The sequence below is a fragment of the Streptomyces sp. NPDC059787 genome (genome assembly GCF_042732315.1).
In the GTDB taxonomy this organism is placed as follows: Bacteria; Actinomycetota; Actinomycetes; order Streptomycetales; family Streptomycetaceae; genus Streptomyces; species Streptomyces atrovirens.
Map to the genome: position 1 here is coordinate 18,453 of NZ_JBHWHX010000064.1, position 17,984 is coordinate 36,436.

18 protein-coding genes are annotated in these 17,984 nt (G+C 73.0%); 12 read left to right on the plus strand and 6 right to left on the minus strand.

Translation table 11 applies throughout. The features are described from left to right. Nucleotides 1–325: 325 nt before the first annotated feature. The 9 genes from ACFV5H_RS34585 to ACFV5H_RS34625 all read left to right on the plus strand — a co-directional run bounded on the left by ACFV5H_RS34585 (nt 326) and on the right by ACFV5H_RS34625 (nt 10,623). Nucleotides 326–1,186: a TauD/TfdA dioxygenase family protein gene (locus tag ACFV5H_RS34585; protein WP_385198709.1), complete on the plus strand. Its 861-nt coding sequence runs from the start codon at nt 326–328 to the stop codon at nt 1,184–1,186. Beyond that, nucleotides 1,183–1,977: an HpcH/HpaI aldolase/citrate lyase family protein gene (locus tag ACFV5H_RS34590; RefSeq protein ID WP_383351462.1), complete on the plus strand. Its 795-nt coding sequence runs from the start codon at nt 1,183–1,185 to the stop codon at nt 1,975–1,977. Before ACFV5H_RS34585 ends, ACFV5H_RS34590 begins: the two co-directional genes overlap by 4 nt. Before the next feature lie 33 nt (nt 1,978–2,010). Beyond that, entirely contained in the window at nt 2,011–2,964 is a 954-nt protein-coding gene (locus ACFV5H_RS34595; RefSeq protein WP_385046504.1) for a PLP-dependent cysteine synthase family protein, read from the plus strand. A gap of 32 nt (nt 2,965–2,996) precedes the next feature. Next, nucleotides 2,997–4,811, plus strand: coding sequence for an asparagine synthase (glutamine-hydrolyzing) (gene asnB, locus ACFV5H_RS34600; RefSeq protein WP_385198711.1), 1,815 nt, complete (start codon nt 2,997–2,999; stop codon nt 4,809–4,811). Further along, nucleotides 4,808–5,866 (plus strand): PrpF domain-containing protein, encoded by a 1,059-nt coding sequence (locus ACFV5H_RS34605; protein WP_385046510.1) that lies wholly within the window; start codon nt 4,808–4,810, stop codon nt 5,864–5,866. The genes asnB and ACFV5H_RS34605 overlap by 4 nt, the downstream gene beginning before the upstream one ends. Further along, nucleotides 5,863–6,966: an acyl-CoA dehydrogenase family protein gene (locus tag ACFV5H_RS34610; protein ID WP_385198712.1), complete on the plus strand. Its 1,104-nt coding sequence runs from the start codon at nt 5,863–5,865 to the stop codon at nt 6,964–6,966. Before ACFV5H_RS34605 ends, ACFV5H_RS34610 begins: the two co-directional genes overlap by 4 nt. Beyond that, a complete protein-coding gene (locus tag ACFV5H_RS34615; protein WP_385198714.1) occupies nt 6,930–8,372 on the plus strand; it encodes a dihydroorotase family protein in 1,443 nt (480 codons plus the stop codon). Before ACFV5H_RS34610 ends, ACFV5H_RS34615 begins: the two co-directional genes overlap by 37 nt. Then, nucleotides 8,369–10,165, plus strand: a complete 1,797-nt coding sequence (locus ACFV5H_RS34620) for an NAD(P)H-dependent oxidoreductase (protein ID WP_385198716.1) — start codon at nt 8,369–8,371, stop codon at nt 10,163–10,165. The genes ACFV5H_RS34615 and ACFV5H_RS34620 overlap by 4 nt, the downstream gene beginning before the upstream one ends. 110 nt (nt 10,166–10,275) lie before the next feature. Next, entirely contained in the window at nt 10,276–10,623 is a 348-nt protein-coding gene (locus ACFV5H_RS34625; protein WP_385046523.1) for a hypothetical protein, read from the plus strand. 226 nt (nt 10,624–10,849) lie between these two features. Here ACFV5H_RS34625 and ACFV5H_RS34630 read toward each other — a convergent pair whose 3' ends face one another. Together ACFV5H_RS34630 and ACFV5H_RS34635 are read right to left on the minus strand one after the other, a co-directional pair. Further along, nucleotides 10,850–11,302, minus strand: a complete 453-nt coding sequence (locus ACFV5H_RS34630) for an SRPBCC domain-containing protein (protein WP_385046525.1) — start codon at nt 11,300–11,302, stop codon at nt 10,850–10,852. After that, nucleotides 11,299–11,643, minus strand: coding sequence for an ArsR/SmtB family transcription factor (locus tag ACFV5H_RS34635; RefSeq protein ID WP_385046528.1), 345 nt, complete (start codon nt 11,641–11,643; stop codon nt 11,299–11,301). The genes ACFV5H_RS34630 and ACFV5H_RS34635 overlap by 4 nt, the downstream gene beginning before the upstream one ends. 185 nt (nt 11,644–11,828) lie before the next feature. Here ACFV5H_RS34635 and ACFV5H_RS34640 point away from each other — a divergent pair, with 185 nt between their 5' ends. Further along, nucleotides 11,829–12,671, plus strand: coding sequence for an alpha/beta fold hydrolase (locus tag ACFV5H_RS34640; RefSeq protein ID WP_385046530.1), 843 nt, complete (start codon nt 11,829–11,831; stop codon nt 12,669–12,671). A gap of 289 nt (nt 12,672–12,960) precedes the next feature. On the opposite strand, the gene ACFV5H_RS34645 is transcribed toward ACFV5H_RS34640, so the two are convergent. The 3 genes from ACFV5H_RS34645 to ACFV5H_RS34655 form a co-directional block, all read right to left on the minus strand. Beyond that, complete coding sequence (locus ACFV5H_RS34645; protein ID WP_385046533.1) at nt 12,961–14,271, minus strand: acyltransferase family protein; 1,311 nt, start codon at nt 14,269–14,271, stop codon at nt 12,961–12,963. Between the two features lie 111 nt (nt 14,272–14,382). Further along, entirely contained in the window at nt 14,383–14,805 is a 423-nt protein-coding gene (locus tag ACFV5H_RS34650) for an SRPBCC domain-containing protein (RefSeq protein WP_385046536.1), read from the minus strand. Nucleotides 14,806–15,366: 561 nt separating this feature from the next. Further along, nucleotides 15,367–16,035 (minus strand): TetR/AcrR family transcriptional regulator, encoded by a 669-nt coding sequence (locus ACFV5H_RS34655; RefSeq protein ID WP_385046539.1) that lies wholly within the window; start codon nt 16,033–16,035, stop codon nt 15,367–15,369. 121 nt (nt 16,036–16,156) lie between these two features. Here ACFV5H_RS34655 and ACFV5H_RS34660 point away from each other — a divergent pair, with 121 nt between their 5' ends. Together ACFV5H_RS34660 and ACFV5H_RS34665 are read left to right on the plus strand one after the other, a co-directional pair. After that, complete coding sequence (locus ACFV5H_RS34660) at nt 16,157–16,828, plus strand: DUF998 domain-containing protein (RefSeq protein ID WP_385046542.1); 672 nt, start codon at nt 16,157–16,159, stop codon at nt 16,826–16,828. A gap of 56 nt (nt 16,829–16,884) precedes the next feature. Further along, nucleotides 16,885–17,097, plus strand: a complete 213-nt coding sequence (locus tag ACFV5H_RS34665; RefSeq protein WP_385046545.1) for a DUF4287 domain-containing protein — start codon at nt 16,885–16,887, stop codon at nt 17,095–17,097. A 134-nt stretch (nt 17,098–17,231) separates the two neighbouring features. Here ACFV5H_RS34665 and ACFV5H_RS34670 read toward each other — a convergent pair whose 3' ends face one another. Then, entirely contained in the window at nt 17,232–17,582 is a 351-nt protein-coding gene (locus tag ACFV5H_RS34670; protein WP_385046548.1) for a Tn3 family transposase, read from the minus strand. Nucleotides 17,583–17,984: the final 402 nt, after the last annotated feature.

Consider the following 17,984-nt stretch of genomic DNA (forward strand, 5'->3'; position numbering starts at 1 on the left):
GGATTCCCCGAGCCCACCACGCCGGCCGGCGCGGCGGCAAGGAGGAGAGCCGGGCTGCCGACGACTTGAACAGGTCGGGTCCGCCGGCCCCTCCGGGCGGCCCGGCGGGCGAGTTGGCCAAGTCGTCGCACTCGTGCGGGAAGACATGGCCGGAAGCGAGCGCTCCGTGGTTGGCTCGGTGCCGTCCAGTCCGGCCGCCCCTGCCCTGTGCTGCCGGCAACCGCTCCCGTGGCCGGTCCGCGCCCCCTTTCTCCTCTCCGGGCGGCAGACCGTGAGACCCATCCCGGGAGACGCGGACTTCTGAACGAGTTCGGAAGGAAAACCGGTGTCCCCTTTTGACATACGCAGAATCGGCGGCCGTATCGGCGCGGAGGTGACGGGCGTCGACCTCTCCACGGAATTGCCGGATTCGGTCTTCGGCCAGGTCCACGAGGCGTTCCTGGAGCACAAGGTGCTCTTCTTCCGCGACCAGGAGATCACCGACGCGCAGCAGCTGGCCTTCGCCGGCCGGTTCGGGCCGCTGACGCAGAAGCACCCCATGATGCGGACCGTCGACGCCGCCGCGCAGGTGATCCCGGTCGACGGCGAGGACCAGCGCGCCGACCACTGGCACACCGACATCAGCTTCACCACCGCCCCCTCCCTGGGCACCACGCTGCGCAGCGTGGTCCTCCCGCCGTACGGGGGCGACACCCTCGTGGCCAACGCGGTCGCGGGGTACAAGGACCTGCCCGCCGAGCTGCGGGAGATCGCCGACCGGCTGTGGGCCGTGCACACCAACCACGCCGAACAGCCGCGCCTGGGCACCGAGCGCGGCGAGGAGGTCCGCAAGGCCTTCCTGGCCCGCCGGTTCGAGACCGCCCACCCCGTGGTCCGGGTCCACCCCGAGTCCGGCGAGCCGGTCCTCTTCCTCGGCGGCTTCGCCCAGTGGCTGGTCGGCCTGACGCCGCGCGAGTCGCGCCCCCTCCTCGACGTGCTGCAGTCCTACGTACGGCGCCCGGAGAACACCGCGCGCTGGACCTGGCGCCCCGGTGACGTCCTCATCTTCGACAACCGCGCCACCCAGCACTACGCCGTCAACGACTACGACCGCCACCGGCGCGTGCTGCACCGGGTCTCCATCAACGGCGACGTGCCGGTGGGCCTGGACGGGAAGCGGAGCTACGCCATCGAGGAGGGCGCATGAGCGGCCCCCGCGACCGGGAGCCGGGGTCCTTCGCCCAGCGCCTGCGGGACCGCGAACGGCTCGTCGGCTACTGGATCGCCCTGAACGACCCGGCCGCCACCGAGCGCATCGCCGGCCTGGGCTACGACTACCTCGGCGTCGACGGCCAGCACGGCGTCATGCACCAGCCGGGCTGGCAGGCCGCGATGCTCGCCGTCGACGCCCGGGGCCGTTCCGCCGGGATCATCCGGGTCCCCTCGCCGGACCCGGTGGCCATCGGTGTCGCCCTCGACACCGGTGCCCGCGGCGTGGTCGTGCCCATGGTCGAGACGCCCGAGCAGGCGCTCACCGTCGTACGCGCCTGCCGCCACCACCCGGCGGGGACCCGCAGCCTGGCCGGGCCGGTGCGCGCGGGGCTGCGCCTGGGCGACGTGCCCGCCGAGATCGACGACCAGGTCGCCTGCATCGTCATGATCGAGACCGCCGCCGCGCTGGAGAACCTGGACGCCATCTGCGCCACCGAGGGACTCGACGCCGTCTACGTCGGCCCCGCGGACCTCTCCGCGGCCCTGGGCGCCCGCTGGTTCGGCGATCCCGCGACCGCCGACGCGCTCGAGGCCGCGCTGGTCCGCGTCACCGACGCCGCCGACCGGGCCGGCATCGCCTGCGGCATCCACGTCCTGGACGGCGAGAGCGCCGCCAAACGGCTCGCCGAGGGGTTCACCTTCGCCACCGTCTCCAGCGACATCACCCACCTGCAGCAGGCCGCGGCCCGTCACCTGACGGCCGCCGGAGGGCACCTCGCCGCCTGAACCGGCCGCCGCACCGAACGACTTGGGGGAACAGTGACGACAGACACGGACCTGCGGCCCGGCCGGGCCGCCTCCATCGCCCGGTCGCTGGAGGACCTGGTCGGCGGCACCCCGCTGCTGCGGGTCGACCTGCCGGGCCTCACCGACGGCGTGACCCTGCTCGCCAAACTGGAGATGCTCAACCCGCTCTCCAGCGTCAAGGACCGGGCCGCGCTCGCCATGATGCGCGCCGCCGAGGAGTCCGGGCGGCTGCCCGCCACCGGCGGCACCGTCATCGAGTGCTCCTCGGGCAGCACCGGCATCTCGCTGGCCGCCCTGTGCGCCCGGCGCGGCCACCGCTGCGTCATCGTCATGCCCGACAACGCCACCGAGGAGCGCCGCCTGATCCTGCGCGAACTGGGCGCCGAGGTGGTCCTGGTCCCGCACGGGGACGGGCTCATGGCCGCCTGGGCGCACGCCGAGGAGCTCCAGCGCTCCCTGCCCGGCTCGTGGGTGCCGCACCAGGACACCAACCCGGCCAACGTCCGCGCCCACTACGACACCACAGGACCGGAGATCTGGGAGGCCACCGGCGGCCGCGTCGACGTCCTGGTGTGCGGGGTGGGCACCGGCGGCACCCTCACCGGAACCGCCCGCTACCTCAAGGAACGCACCGACGTGCACGTCGTCGCCGTGGAGCCGGCCCGCTCCGCGGTGCTGTCGGGCGGCGAGCCGGGCCCGCACGGCATCCCCGGCATCGGCGCCGGCTACGTCTCCGAGATCACCGACCTCACCCTCGTCGACGAGGTCCTCGCCGTGCCCGACGAGGCGGCGGCCGCCACCGTACGCGACGTGGTGCGCGCCACCGGACTGCCCGTCGGGGTGTCCTCCGGGGCCGCCGCGTGGGCCTCCCGGACCGTGGCCGCGCACCCCCGCTGGGCGGGCGCCACGGTCGTCACCGTCTTCCCCGACAGCGGGGAGCGCTATCTGTCGACGACGCCCCGCTGACCCGTCGTCCCCGCACGGAAAGACAGGCAGACATGTGCCGGATCCACGGCTACTTCAACGCGGTGGCCACACCGCACGAGATGTGCACCGTCGCCGCCCTCCAGCGGCACGGCGGCCCGGACGCGACCGGCATGACCCGGGCCCCCGGCTGGGGCCTGGGCTACGACCGGCTCGCCGTCGTCGACCCGCACGGCGGACAGCAGCCGTACGGGCTCGGGGGCCCCGTCCAGGCCGTGTTCAACGGGGAGATCTACAACCACGACGAGCTGCGCCGCCGGCTGCGCGCCCGCGGCCACACCTTCGCCGACCGCTGCGACGGCAACGTCGTTCCCGCCCTGTACCTGGAGTACGGCGAGGACTTCACCGAACACCTCGACGGCATGTACGCCGTCGCGCTGGTCGACCGGCGCGGCGAGGTGCCCCGGCTGCTGCTGGCCACCGACGAGATCGGCATGAAGCCGCTCTACCTCCGGTGGGACGAGGCCGCCCGCTCCCTGCACTTCGCCTCCGAGATCCCCGCACTGCTGGGCTTCGGCCCGGTCGGCGCCCGGATGCGGGACACCGCGCTGGACGCCTACCTGGCCACCCGTACGCCCTTCGGCGAGCAGACCATGTTCGAGGACATCGAGGTGCTGGCGCCGGGCACCACGCTCGTGTGCGACCTGGGCGGCACGCCCCGCCGCAGGCGGCGCGTGGCGGCAGCCGCCGAACTGCCCGAGCCCGGCCGGGCCCCCGAGCGGGTGCGCGAACGGCTGCGGGAGGAGGTCGGCCGGCTGCTCGTCGCCGACGTGCCCGTCGCCCTGATCACCTCCGGGGGCCTGGACTCCAGCCTGGTCACCGCCCTGGCCGCCGAGCACGGCCCCGTGCACTCCTTCAACATCGCCTACCGGGGCGACTGGCCGTTCGACGAGCGGCACTTCGCCCGCGCCGTCGCCGAGCACGCCGGCACGGAGCACCACCAGGTCGAGATCGACCCGGCCGGCTTCCCCGCCCTGCTGGAGGAGACCGTCCGCCACCTCGGCCAGCCCAACGCCGACCCGATCACCCTGAGCACGTACGCCCTGTTCCGGGCCGTACGGCAGGCCGGGTTCACCGTCGCGCTGACCGGGGACGCGGCCGACGAGGTGTTCGGCGGCTACGCGCGGATGCGCACCGCGGCCAAGGCGGCCGCGGCCGGCGGCGACTGGAGCACCGCCTACCTCGACGCGCTCTCCGCCGCCCCGGCCGCGACACGCGCCGGGCTCTACACCGACGCCTACCGCGACCACCTGCGGGACGTCCCCCCGCTGCCCGAGGCGGCCCGCCAGGACCTGCTGCACGGGCCCGGCAGCGTCCTGGAACGCATCACCCGCTTCGAACTCGGCCACCGCCTGCCCGCCTACCACCTGCGCCGCGTCGACCACCTGAGCATGGCCGGCTCCATCGAGGTGCGGCTGCCGTTCTGCCAGCGGTCCGTGGTGGCCCTGGGCCGGGCGCTGCCCGACGCGCTGCGCATCGACGGCGACCAGGTCAAGCGCACCCTGTACGCGGCCGCCCGGGGGCTGCTGCCCGCCAGTGTGCTCGACCGGCCCAAGCAGCCCTTCACCCTGCCGGTGACCGCGATGCTCACCCCCGGCACGGCCCTGTGGGAGCACGCGCGGGACCTGCTCACGCCCGCCCGGCTGGCCGCCGACGGACGGCTCGACGGCACGGCCGTCGACGCCCTGTTCGACACGCAGGCCCACCGCCCGGACGACACCACGTCGTCGACGCTGTGGGCGCTGCTCGTGCACGAGGTGTGGCGGGAGCGGTTCCAGGGTGCCGCCGGCGACCTCGCACCACCCGCCGCCATGGCGGTGGCGGCATGATCGGCCACCTCGCCCACGCCGCCGGCGCCCCCTGCCCGACGTTCGTGCTGGACGCCGCCCGGCTGCCGCGCGAGGAGACGGCGCTGCTGGGCCATCTGACCGAGGCCCGCCGCTACCTGACCTCCGCGGGCGGCGCCCACGTACTGAAGATCGCCCTGGTGGAACCGTCCGCGCACCCGATGTTCGACCTCGACTACCGGTTCGTGCAGGCCCTGCCCGGCGCACCCGACCGGTTCGACCTGCGCGGCTCCTGCGGCCACTCGGCGCTCGCGTCGGTGGTCGCCGCCGCCCGCTCCGGGATGCTGCCGCGGCTCGTGCCCGGCGCCCGGGTGCGGGTACGGGTGCGCAACAACGGCGACAGCGTGGTGTGCGAGGTCGACCGGACCGAACGCGACGAGGTCGGTTTCACCGTCACCTTCGTCCAGCCGCGCCCGGTGCCCTTCACCGAACTGCTGCCCACCGGGAGCACCCGGACGGTGCTGGAGGCCGACGGGCGGCGCGTGGAGGTGTCGATGGTGGCGAGCGCCAACACCTACGTCTTCGTCGACGCGCGCTCGCTCCAGGTGCCCGACGAGGCCGCCCTCTTCGCCGCCGGCGGCGACCTGCTCCGGCGTCTGGAGTCGCTGCGCGCCGCCGCGGCCGGACTGCTCGGCTGGCCGCCCGGCGGCGCCTTCCCCAAGATCGCGGCCGTGCTGCCCGGCGCCGACGGCGGCATCGCGGCACGCGCCCTGACCGTGCCCGGCTGGCACCCCGCCCTCGCCCTCACCGGAGCCGTGTGCCTGGGCACGGCCGCGCGCGTCCCCGGCACCGTGCCCTGGCGGATCACCCGTGAGGCGGACGCCGGCGACGGACCCCTGGCCATCACCACCCCGGGCGGCCGGACGGCCGTCACCGCGGTCGTCTCCCTGCCCGGCACCGACGACGACGGAGCCCTGCTGTGGTCCTCCGTCGCCGGCAAGCACGTCACCTTCCAGGGCTCGTTCGCCCTGGCACCCCTGAGTCACCTTCAATTCGAGGAGGTCGCCCAATGCCTGGCGTTGTCGGGAGCCCGATGAGCCCACGGCTCACGCCCGCGTTGCGCGCACTGCTGCGCGAGGGCGCCGAACGGGCCGAAGCGGCCGGCGAGGTGGACCGCGAGGCGCTGACGGCACTGCGCACCAGCGGCCTGCTCGCCACCGCCGTCCCCACCGGACACGGCGGCGCGGGCCGGGACGCCGCCGCGGTGAACGCGCTGGTCGAACAGATCGCCGCCGTCAGCCCCTCCCTGGCGATCATCGCGTTCCAGCACTTCGCCGTCAGCGCCCGCATCGCCGACTGGGGCACCGCGCGGCAGCAGGCCCGCTGGCTGCCGCGACTGGCCGACGGAACCTGGCTGGCCGCCTCCGCGTGGAGCGAGAGCGGCGCGGGCGCCGCCAAGCAGAACCTGTCCACCACCGCCGAACGCCGTACGGACGGCACCTGGGTGCTGAACGGCTCCAAGGCCTTCACCACCGGCGCGGGCGTCGCCGACCTCTACCTGGTCCTGGTCCGCACCGCCCGGCCCGACGCCGCACCGGCGGCCGGCTACGGAGCGCCGGGGCAGACCTTCTTCCTCGTCGGCGCCGACAACCCCGGGCTGGTCCCCGAACTCGGCCTGGACCTGGCCGGCATGCGGGGCTCCGCCACCGGGCTGGTCTCCCTCGACGGGGCCGTCGTCGCGGACGACGACCGGCTCGGCCCGGAAGGACAGGCCGCCACCGTCATCGCCTCGGTCCGCGAGAGCGGGGCCAGCCTCGGCGCGGTCTCCGTCGGCACCGCGCAGGCCGCCCTCGAGCTGGCCGTCGCACACGCCCACGACCGGGGACTGATGGACCTGCCCGCCGTACGGCACCGGCTGGTGGGCCTGGCCACCCGCCTTGAGGCGGCCCGCGCGGTGGTGGAACGGGCGGGCGCGCGCACCTCCGCCGACCCGGGCCTGACCACCCTGCACAGCAAGCTGCACGCGACCGAGGCCGCCGAGGAGATCTGTCTCGACGTCGCCCGCATGCTCGGCTCGGCCGGATACCGGGACGGCGCACGGATCGGCCGGCTGCTCGCGGACGCGCGCGGCGTCTCCCTCATGGGCCCGACCAACGACCTGTGCCGGGAACTGGTGGCGGTGTCGTGGACCGGCTGACCCCCACCCCCGAACTCGTCGTCAGCGGACGCCGGCTGGTCACCCCGCAGGGCGTGCGCCCCGGCCACGTCTGCGTCACCGGCGGACTCATCACCGCCGTCACGGACACCGACCCCGGGCCCGCCGCCGCCCGCCTCGACGCGGGCGAGCAGTACGTGCTGCCCGGACTCATCGACTCCCACGTCCACTTCCGCACCCCGGGCCTGACCCACAAGGAGGACTGGGAACACGGCAGCAGGGCCGCCGTGCGCGGCGGGGTCACGACCGTGATGGACATGCCGAACACGGTGCCGCCCACACTCACCCCCGGGACGGCGTCCGCCAAGGCGGCCCTCATAGGCGGGCACTCCCTGGTCGACTACCGGTTCCACCTGGGGCTCGACCCCGACCGCCCCGAACTGCTGGCCGACCTGGACGCGCGGGTCGCCACCAGTGTGAAGATCTTCATGGCCGGGCACCACACGGCACCCACCGTGGTGCGCGACCCGGACCAGTTGGAGAAGGCGTTCGCCGCGGCCGCCCAGGGCGGTGTCCAACTGGTTCTGCACGCCGAGGACGACGGACTGTTCGCCCTGCTGGACTCCTGGTGGGGCGAGCCCGGCAGCTACCTGGAGTACGAGGCGCGCCGCCCGCGCACCGGCGGCATCGTCGCCGTCGCCAAGGTCCTGGAGCTGGTACGCCGTCACGGCACCCGCGCCCACATCCTGCACCTGTCCAGCGCCGAGGAGGCCGACCTGGTGTGCGCGGCGCGGGCGGCGGGGCTCCCCGTCACCTTCGAGGTCACCGGCCACCACCTGTCGTTCACCGACAAGGACACCCGCCGCCTGGGCGCCCGCACCCGCCTCTCCCCGTCCATCCGCGGCACGGACGACCAGGACCGGCTGTGGCGGGCGCTGCGCGACGGCCAGGTGGCGACCCTGGGCAGCGACCACGCCCCGCACACCGTCGAGGAGAAGACCCGCGGCGTCGCCCAGTCGCCGCCCGGACTGCCCGGCGTCCAGGAACTGGCGGTCGCCGTCTGGACGGGCATGCGCAGACGCTGGCCCGAGGAACACCCCGACACGGCCGCCGTACGGCTGGCCCGTCACCTGTCCGCCCGGCCGGCCGAGCTGTTCCGGCTGCCCGGCAAGGGCCGGCTGGAGGCGGGCGCCGACGCCGACCTGGTGTTCCTCGCCCCCGACGTGCCCTGGATGCTGTCCGCGGGCGACGTGGAGAGCAAGTGCGGCTGGTCGGCGTACGAGGGATGGACCTTCACCGGCCGCATCGAACGGACCCTGCGCGCGGGCCGCACCGTGTGGGACGCGTCCACGGGCTCCTACGGCGCCCACGACGGCCGTCTGCTGGGCGCGGCGCCCGCCCCCACCCCCTCGGCCGGCACGGCCGGAACGGAGGCCCCGACGCCATGACGCAACGCCAGACCGTATTCATCGCCGGGGGCGGCGTCGGAGGCCTCGCCGCCGCCGCCGGCCTCGCCGCGCGCGGCTTCGACGTCACGGTGATCGAACGGGCCGCCACCCTCCGGGAGGGCGGCTCGGGACTCATGATCCAGCCCAACGGCCTGCGCGCCGCCGACGCGCTCGGCGCGGGCGTCGGCGCCCGCGTCCGGGCCACCGGGCACGCCACCGCCCCCGACGAGGTGCGCGTCCTGATGGACGCCCGGGGGACGGTGCTCGCCGAGGAGCCCGTCGGCGCCGCCGGCGGGCCGATGCCCGTCCTGCGGTCGGCGCTGCACCGGGCCCTGCTCGACGAGGCCGTCACCGCGGGCGCCGCCCTGCGGATGGCCACCACCGTCGAGGACTACACCGGCCACGACGACCACGTCACCGTCCGGTTCTCCGACGGCACCGCCGCCACCTGCCAGGCCCTGATCGGCTCCGACGGCATCCACTCCGCGGTGCGGCGCCGCATGCTCGGCGACGGACCCCCCGTCTACCGGGGCTACACCTCGGTGCGCGGACGCACCCGCGGCTCCGTGCTGGGACAGCGCGGCCACGTCGTCAACGGCCGCGGCATCCAGCTGTTCGTCGCCCCCGTCGGCGACGACACCCTCTACTGGACCGCCAAGATCACCGCCCCCGAGGGGGAGTGGCCGGCCAAGGGGCCCGAGGAGGCCCGGCGTGCCCTGCTCGCCGCGCTGGAGGGCTGGTACCCGCCCGTGGTCGACCTGGTGCGCGCCGCCGACCCCGGCGACGTCGTCGTCACCGACATCCACGACCGCGAACCCGCCGCCCGCTGGACCGACCACCGGGTCGCGCTGCTCGGCGACGCCGCCCACCCCATGGTCCCGGCCCTCGGACAGGGCGCCAACATGGCGCTCGAGGACGCCGCCGTGCTCGCCGACCGCCTCAGCGCCTGCGCCCACATCCCCACCGCGCTCGCCGCCTACGCCCGGGAACGCATGGACCGCACCGCCGCCGTCGTCCTGTCCTCACGCCGCCAGGGCGCCCTCGACCAGGGCGCCGACCGGGACGGCGAACAGCGGCGCAACGCCCGTATGCGGGCGGCCGGCCGCAAGGACCAGGACGCGCTCGACATCGCCGCGTGGCGGCCCGCACCCGTGGCCGCCGACCCGGCGCACGTCTCCGCCCCACGGAAGGGTGACGACATCGTGCACACCCCCCACATCGTCCTGCTCAGCGGCTCCCTGCGGGCCGGGTCGACCTCGGACCGGGTGGCGCAGTGGTGCGCCCAGCGCGTCACGGCCGAGGGCGCCACCGCCCGGGTCTTCACCGGCGCGGAACTGGACTTCCCCGCCTACCGGCCCGGACTGGCGGCCTGCCACGCGGGCGTCGCCGGGTTCCTCGACGAACTGCGCCGCGCCGACGGCGTGGTGCTCGTCTCCCCGACCTACCACGCCAGCATCTCCGGACTGCTGAAGAACGCCCTCGACGCGGTCAACGACATCGACGGGCCGCAGCCCCTCCTCGACGGGCGGGCCATCGGTACGGTCGCCGTCGGCGCGGGCCCCCAGGGCGCCGCCACCACCCTCACCACCCTGCGCACCGTCGCCCACGCGCTGCGCGGCTGGCCCGCCCCGCTGGGCGTGGCCGTCACCCGGGCACCCGCACCGGCGGCGGTGGACCGGCAGCAGGCACCGGACGAGGCACGCCTGGAGGAGATGGTCCGCCAGGTGCTGTGGCTGGCCGGCGTCCGCGCGGCGGCGTCCGACGGCACGAGGAGCGTCCCGACCGCGGCCTGACACCGGCCCGCCTTCGCTCGCCGGGGTCCGGCGGCACCGGCACGGTTCCGACCGCGGCCTGCCGCCGGCCCGCCCCCGCCCACCCGTCCGTCCCACCGAAAGGCACGCCCATGCCCACCACCACCTACCGCCCGGCCCCCAGCACCCCCGGCCCGATCTGGCGCGACGCCAACGTCCGCAGCGGGCCCTCGCTGGACAGCCCGGTCGTCGACCTGCTGCTGCCCGACGGCGTCACCGCCCACACCGCCGAGGGCTGGGCCCTCGGCGACGAGGTCGTCGAGGGGGAGAACCCGGTGGGCGAGATCGTCAGCTCCGTCTGGTTCAAGTTCACCGACGGCCGCTGGTGCAGCGCGGTCAACTTCGACCCCGCCCACCTGAGGTCCGTGCTCGGCGACGCCGCCCCGCTGGTACGGCCGCACTCGCCGGAGGCTCTTCCCGGTCACCGGGAGGCGGTGTGAGGTACCACCACCTGGCCGGCTCGTCGAGGGCGGACGCCCTTCGGCGGGACGAACGCGAGACGCCCGTGCCCGGCCCCCGCGAGGTCCTGGTACGGATGCGGGCTTGGTCGTCGAACCACCGGGATCTGCTCGTCGCCCGCGGCGGATACGGTCGCGGAACGTAGCCGGACGTGGTGCCGCCCTCCGACGTCGTCCGGCGCGGCCGAGTGCCGCGGGCGTCTCGCCCTCAGGCGGCCTGCGCCAGGTGTTCGACCAGCTGGTCGAAGCTGCTGTGCAGGCCGGCCACCGCCTCGGGGGCGCGGAGCATCGCGGGAACGTTGGTCTGGTGGACGGTCAGCTCCGTCTTGCCGTCGACGTCGGCGAAGGTCAGCGTCGAGGTCAGGCCCACCGCGTCCACTGTGAAACTGAGCTTCTCCGGCTCGACCACCTCGAGGTAGGTGGCACTCATCGGGTACTCGGTGCCGTCCTCGTCGGCCACCATGACCGTCTCGAAGGCCCCGCCGGGGCGGGCATCGATCGTGATCTTCTCGACGGGCAGGGACGTGCCGGCGGGGCTCCAGAAGCGGGAGAGCTGGCCGGGCTCGACGAACGCCCTGAAGACCTGCTCCCGGGGCGCGTCGAACACACGGGTGAGGGTGACCTCGCCGAGGTCGGAGTCGGCCGTGCTCGGAACGCTCATGTCTGTGCCTCTCTCTGCTGTCGTTGGATTTCCTGCAGGTGCTGGTCAAGACGGTCGAACCTCGACTGCCAGACCTGCGTCTGACGCTCGATCCACTCCGCCGCGTCGCCCAGCGGTGACACCTCGAGCCGACAGGGCCTCCACTGGGCGTCGCGGCCCCGGGAGATCAAACCGGCTCGCTCGAGCACTTTCAGGTGCCTGGAGACCGCCTGAAGGCTGATGGAGAAGGGCTCGGCCAGCTCATTCACAGTCGCCTCCCCGACGGCCAGGCGCGCGAGGATGGCTCGCCGGGTCGGATCGGCCAACGCTGAGAAGATGGTGCTGAGTTCGTCGCTTGACATCCGTATTCAACCTAGTGCTTGATTAACCAGATGGTTTAGTGTGTCTCCAGGGTCGGGCACCCGTCAAGGGCGTCCCCCGCAGGGAAACGCCGCTCCATCAGCGATATCGCGCGCAGAGCCCCCGGCCTGACGCTTCCAGAACGGCTCCAGACAACTGAGACAGCCGAGACCGAGAGGACGAGTTGATGCAATCGACGAACGTGAAGGACCTGGAGGTCCCGGGTGCGAAGCTGCATTACGAGGTCACCGGACAGGGCCCCGTGCTGCTGCTCATCTGCGGCGGGCCGACCGACGCCGCGATCTACGCGGGGCTGGCCGGCCCGCTCTCCGAGAACTACACCGTCGTGTCCTACGACCCGCGGGGCAACTCGCGCAGCAGCCTTGACGGGACGCCGCAGGAGCAGCAGATCGAGGCGCACAGTGACGACGCCCACCGGCTGCTGGCGGCGGTGACGGACGAGCCTGCCTACGTCTTCGGCAGCAGCGGCGGCGCCCTGGTCGGTCTCGACCTCGTCGCCCGCCACCCCGAGCAGGTGAAGTCCCTGGTGGTGCACGAACCGCCGGTGATGGAGCTGCTGCCGGACAGCGACCGCTGGCGCGAGCACTTCCAGGACGTCTACGACACCTACCAGGCCGCCGGTGTCGGCCCGGCGATGCAGAAGTTCATCGCCGGCGTGGAGGGGGAGGACGCCCCGCCGCCGGCTCCGCCGGAGATGGGTACGCCGAGCCCGGAGATGATGGAGATGATGGGCCGGATGGCGGCGAACGCCGAGTTCTTCGTCGGCAACGTCATGCTGCCGTTCAGCCGCTTCACTCCGGACGCCGAGGCGCTGAAGTCGGCCTCGACCCGTATCGTCTGCGCGGCGGGCGAGGCGTCCAAGGGACAGCCCGTCCAGCAGGCGGGTCTCGCCCTCGCCGACAGCGTCGGAGCGGAGGTCGTGGACTTCCCCGGAGACCACCAGGGATTCCTGACGCACAGCGCCCCGTTCGCCGAGCAGCTGCGCAAGGTGCTCGCCGCCGGTCAGTGACCGGGACCCGGGTGGCCCCCGGTCCGTTCGTGGAATTACCGCGGACGGGCCGGGGGCCACTTCTTGTGCCCACCCACCCCGATGAAACAGGCAGGTGCCCGCCGCCGTGTCATCGGCGACGGGAACGTGCTGCCCGCCGCCGGCGGGCGGGCGGGAGCCGGGCGTGGGCCGCGCTCCGCAGGAGATCCGGAAGCGTTGCGGCGGCCTCGTCGGACAGGCGAAAAGCCCCTGGTCCGGAACACGGATCGAGACGAACCGGTGTTCCGGACCAGGGGCTGACCCGGCCGGGTCAGACCGACGCCGACTGCTTCGCGGGCAGCGGTGTCCCGTCCGTACGGTCCGCGGGCGCGACGGCCTGCTCCCTACGGCGGATCCAGCGCTCGCCCAGACGCATCAGGGGACGCTCGAAGAAGTAGAAGCTCAAGGTCGCGATGGCGATCGAGCCGGCCACGACCACGGCCAGCAACTCCCAGAACCCGGCCCTGTCGATCAGGGCGTTGGCGAACTGCGGGGGAGCGCCGAAGACGCTGCCGTCCTGCCACCACAGGTACATCACCACGAAGTGCCAGAGGTAGACGCCGTAGGAGATGCGTCCGAGGAACCGTGTCGGGCGGTTGCTCAGCACGGTGTCCATCAGCGGGGAGCTGGCCTTCGGCGCGACCAGCGGGACCATGAGCAGGAACGCGAAGGCGACGAAGGCGACGTGCTGGACCATGGCGAACTGCGGGGTTCCGTAGTCCCACGTGCCCGGCTCACCCAGAGGCGCCGCGCAGACCACGAGGTAGGAGGCCAGAGCGCCGACCCAGAACAGGTTGGGCCGCTTGGCGGCCGCACGGTAGATCGCGGGCACCGCGTTCGGCCCGCTCTCGGCGCGCACCGACAGGATCGCCATCCCCATGCCGATGGCGAACAGGCCGAAACGGCTGAACGGCCACCAGTACTCGGGCGGCCAGGGCCCCAGGTGCTCCATGTGCATGTACCCGGCGAAGGCCCAGCCGGCCACCACCATGACGCCGAGCGGGATCATCATCCGGCGTACCTTCCGCGCCGGATCGCTGACCCGGCCGGCCAGCCGGTGCATCAGCAGCGCGAGCAGCGGCAGAACGAGGTACATCTGGGCCTCGGTCGGGATGGTCCACGTCGGATCCATGCCCGCGTACCACATGTAGTCGTAGTTCTGCAGGAGCACGATCGGACGCAGCACGTACCAGACCGAGTCGATGCTGCTGAAGTTGAGGAGGAGCAGACAGAAGGCCGTCAACAACCAGTAGCCCGGCAGGAGGCGCAGTCCGCGCCGCAGGAAGAACTTCCCCAGGGTCGGCCGCGGGGTGCCGACGAGGGTCATGCGGGCGAAAGGTTTGTAGAGCAGCATGCCGGAGAGGATGAAGAAGGGTCCCAGGCCCACCTCCAGACCCACCGCCAGTACGGACCAGATCCCCTTCTGAGGCGGTCCGGATTCGGAGCCGAGGACCACTCCGGTGCTGAATGCGACGTGGACGATGACAACCACCAACGCGCAGAGCCCGCGGACCCCGTCGAGGTTGGCGATGCGTTTCTTGTCGCGGGTCCCGGGAGTGTGCCCGGTTCCGAGTGCCGTCATAGCGGCTACCTCCTGTTCGTTCGGCCGCCCCAGCTTCGGTGCGGCGGCCGCCAGGACGCATCTCCTCGCGTGCGGTGTTTGACGGAGCGTCACCTTCCAGTGAGAGCTGTCCTACAGCCGCGGGACGGTCCGGCTCACCCGGTGGAACAGCGAGGCCCGGGTTCTTCCGTCACCGAGATCACTGAGGACCATGCTCACGTCGACTCCCGAGACATGATCCGCGTAGGTGAGCGTCTCCGGCTCCTCCACGGCGAGGAAGGTGCACCTCGTGGGATGTCCGACTCCCGTGTCCGTCACCGTGGTGTACTCCAGCCGCCCTCCGGCCCAGGGCTCGATGGTCACGCTGGACAGGGGGACCGCAGAGCCGGCGGGGGCCCAGAATCTGACGAACTGCTCGGGCTCGATGAATGCCCTGAAGACCAGTTCCCGCGGGGCGGCGAAGACGCGTGTGAGCGTGGGTTCGCCGAAGCCCTGTGAGTACGGGCCCTCGGTGAGGGCGGCCGCAAACGTGTCGGTGGTCGCGGACTGCGCCACTGAGTCTCCCTGAGTTTCTGTGGGGGTGGGCGTCCGGCCCAGCCTTCCAAGGCGCGACCACGTACGCATCTTCCATCGTGCGCAGTTCGGCCGCCCCCCGCACCGGGGTGACGCCCTGAAGGACGAGGAGGGCGTCCACGTCACCACCGGCCTGTACGGGCCAGAGGTCCTGGCTGAGACACCTGGGAGCAGTAACCCGCCGGTAGGTCCCAGGGCTTCGTGGCAGCGGTCTTCCTGGGCCGACGAGGCACTGTCCGGGTCCTGTCGAGACGCCCGTCCACCGTGGAGCGGGGCACGCCGGGCACGTCGGCGCTCCGCCGGACGGTCTTCTCCCGTTCGTCGTGGAGCCGTCGGGCGAGCGCGGCCCGGTCCACGGCGAGCTTCGGCCCGCGGCCGCCGACGTGGCCGCGTGCGGAAGCGGGTCCGTCGTCGGTGTTCGCCACGATCAGTTCGCGCCGCAGCTCGGCGAGCCCGTGCGGCGGGACGACGGCTGTCCCCCTCCGCCCCGGTCGCGGCAGGGGATGCGTACGCCGTCGCGCACGACGGTGTGCTCGGACCAGGTCATACGGCTCCCTCGAGGGCGCTTCGGGTACGGCGCGTCCGCGGTGGCCGACGGTAGGCGGCGAGGAAGGTACGGACGCCGGCGGTGGCGTAGTGGTCGAGTTCGGCCTCGGTGTGCTGGGGGCTGCCGTGGAACATGGCCTTGTTCACGGGGGTCCACAGCAGCAGGCCGGAGAAGTGGTTGGCGGCCAGGAGCGGTTCCTCGCATCGGAGCAGTCCGTGGTCGGCGAGGCGCTGGAAGGTGGCCGCCAGGGTGGCCAGGACCCGTTCGAAGCCCTGCTCGTACCAGCTGGCGCCCAGTTCGGGGAAGGCGTCCGCGTTCGCGATGACCAGGCGTCGCAGCTGGAGGACCTGGGGCTGTGTGAGCGCGGTCAGGAACTGACGGGCGAGATGGGTCAGGTTCTCTTCCAGGGTGCCGGCGTCGGCCGGGATGTGGGCCACCAGGTCGATCATGCCGTCGATCCGGTCGGTGGTGGCCAGGACGATCTCGGCGAACAGCTTCTCCTTGTCGGAGAAGTGCTTGTAGACGGTCTGTTTGGACACCGCGGCCAGCTTCGCGATGTCGTCCATGCTGGTGCCGGAGTAGCCCTTGCTCATGAACGCGCTGGTCGCGGCCTCCATGATCGCCTGACGCTTGAGTGCCGACCGGCCGAGTTCGCTTGCTTCCATGCCACCTCCCGAATCTAGTACTGGACAGTCCAGTTCCCACTTGGGTACTGTACCGTCCAGTTCCAGGCAGTACCACACCGTCCAGTTCCAGAATTGGCTTTCTCCGTCGAGGAGACATCACATGACCCAGACGATCAGTCCCCCCACCACCGTGTCCGACCCGGCCCGCCCGGCCACGCGGACCCTGCTGGCCGTCGCCACCGCGGCGGGCCCGCTGTTCCTGGGTGCGGGCCTGTTACAGGGCCTCACCCGGGACGGCTTCGACTTCACCCGTAACGCCCTCAGCCAGCTGAGCCTCGGTGACCTCGGATGGATCCAGATCACCGCCTTCATGCTCACGGGCGCCCTGGTCATCGCCGGCGCGGCCGGGATGCGCCAGGCACTGCGCGACACACCCGGCGGCACCTGGGCACCGCGACTGATCGGCGTGTTCGGCGTCTCGTTCCTGTTCGCCGGCGCCTTCACCGCCGACGCGGCTGCCGGGTTCCCCGCCGGCACCCCCGAGGACCACGTCGCCTCCCTGAGCGCGCACGGCGCCGTCCACATGTTCAGCGGCATGGTGGGCTACCTGGCGCTGTGCGCCGCGTTCTTCGTACTGGCCCGCCACTTCGCCGCCCAGGACCGACGCGGGTGGGCCGTGGCCTGCCGCATCGTGCCGGTGGGAGTCCTCGCGGGGTTCGCCGCCTCGGCCAGCGCCGTCCTGGCGTTCACCGCCGGAGCCGGGCTCGGCCTTCTCTGGCTCACCGTGGTCATCGCCCGCCTGGTGACCATGACGCCTCCGGCACAGCGGTAGTCACTCCCCCCCCACCATCCAAGATCACCGAACACGAACGGACGGGATTCAGCATCATGGCCAGGACAATGAAGGACCCCGCCAGCTACTTCCCCGCGATCGAGGAGAAGTACGGCCGCCCGGTCGCCGAGTGGAAGGACCTGATCCGCTCCTCCCCGCTGACCAAGCACATGGAGCTGGTCTCCTGGCTCAAGACCGAGCACGGCTTCGGGCACGGTCACGCCTACGCGCTCGTCGCGCACACCCTTGCCGAGGACAGCGGAAAGTGAACCGCGTCCGACCCCGGACAGGGGGAAACCGTGGCCTCTCGCGTGCTCGATCGCGGGAGGCCACGGTCTTGTCCGGTCCCCGGCCGGACGGGAACGGGGCACGGCGGCCGACAGCCCGGGGGCCGGCCGCTCGCTCATGTCGAGGCGGAAGGCGCCGCACGGGTTGACGGTCGATTCCTCGAGTCCGATGCGCACGCGGTGCCCTGCCCCCACCATGCGGTGTCGCGGGCCTCGAAGGCGGCGTTCACCAGCCCGGTCACGGCGGCTCGCAGGTCGTCGACGGTGATGAAGCGCCGGCGCACGTGCCGCAGCGCGGCCTCCGTCCCGCCGGTCGCCACGGTCGCGCGGATGCCCGTGTTCGTCCCCGGCGCGAACAACGCGAGCAGCGGACGGCGCCGGAGGACGTCGCGGTCGATGCGCTCGTACGCGGCGACCGAGGCGAACGCGTCGGTGAAGCCGGTGCCGAAGCCGGCGTTCTCGAACACGTCCAGGAGGCCGAGGACGCCCCAGCGGCGTACGACCTCGTCCTTGATGCCTGCAGGCCGGTCGGCTCATCCGGCTTCTCCGGCTCGGGCACGGTGATCCACGGCTCGCCCTTGCGGCCGGTGACCTTCACCCCGCCCGCCGAGCCGTCCGCGAGCGCGGCCGACAACCGGGCCGGACCATCGGACATGCGCCGCTCCAGGTCCGTGATGAACGCCTGCGGGTCCATCGGCTGTCGGATCGCCCCGTAGCGCACGATGCGGGTGGCCCCGAAGCCGCCGGGCAGGTCGTCTTCCGGGGAGCGCCGGCGCAGCCCGCCCTCGATGCAGATCCCGCGGCGACGGATCGCGTCCCGCAACGCGACCAGGACACAACTCATGTGACTCCACCCGTGACTTCAGTCG